Genomic DNA, 745 nt, shown 5'->3' on the forward strand with positions numbered 1-745 from the left:
CGGCCACGGGGCGCGGACCTGGGGCTGTTCGCGCCGGACCGGGTGCGCGACCGTCCACGGGAGCTCAGCTGGCTGCCGGAGCGTGCCCGTGTTGTTGACCCCGTGGTGCGGGAAGGACGGGCCGCGCCGCGGTCACGGTCCCACTTGAACCTCAGGTACTCGGGATTGATGGCCAGCGCGAAGCTGCTGCCGGCCAGCCAGCACGCCAGGAGCAGCCACGTGGCGATTTCCTCCTGCACGCCGGTGCCGTCGACCAGGGCTATGGCCACGGCCGTGAGCGTGAGGTGGACTAGGCCGAGGATCCACCACAGCGGCCGCCCCGCCCGCGAACCGACCACCAGCAAGGCAGCTCCGCCCAGGAACCCGAAGGTTCCCAGGGGGACCAGCAGCCAGAGGCTCTGGCGCAGATTCCACATCAGGCTCGGTTGGGCCGAAGACATCAGTAATCCACCGACCTTCCAAACGGCACCGGTGTGGCCGGCGGAAGCTTGCAAACCACCAACCGGTTCAGCCGTGCCAGCTCTGGTTCCCGCACGTCCAGGGCGGCCGCGAAGTCCGCCACGGTGCGGAAGGGGCCACGCTCCTGGCGCAACCGCACGGCCTTGCGCGCCTTGTGCCTGCTGATCCCTGGCAGCTTCTGCAGGGCCGCCGCCGGTGCCGAGTTCACGTCCACGGGCTCGGCCGGCCGCGCAGAAGACGCGCCGGCTCCCGGCCTGCCGGATTCGGCGTAGTAGCTGGCGGCGTC

At 70.9% G+C, this 745-nt stretch carries 2 protein-coding genes; both read right to left on the reverse strand.

Annotated features, from left to right (window positions below):
- A partial coding sequence (locus AC5RV2_RS18705; RefSeq protein ID WP_494093574.1) for a hypothetical protein occupies positions 1-440 on the reverse strand: 440 nt, incomplete at its 3' end.
- Positions 440-745 (reverse strand): ComEA family DNA-binding protein (locus tag AC5RV2_RS18710; RefSeq protein ID WP_494093575.1); only part of this gene is annotated, 306 nt, incomplete at its 5' end. The genes AC5RV2_RS18710 and AC5RV2_RS18705, both read right to left, overlap by 1 nt.

Source organism: Arthrobacter sp. Y3225116 (genome assembly GCF_059091245.1).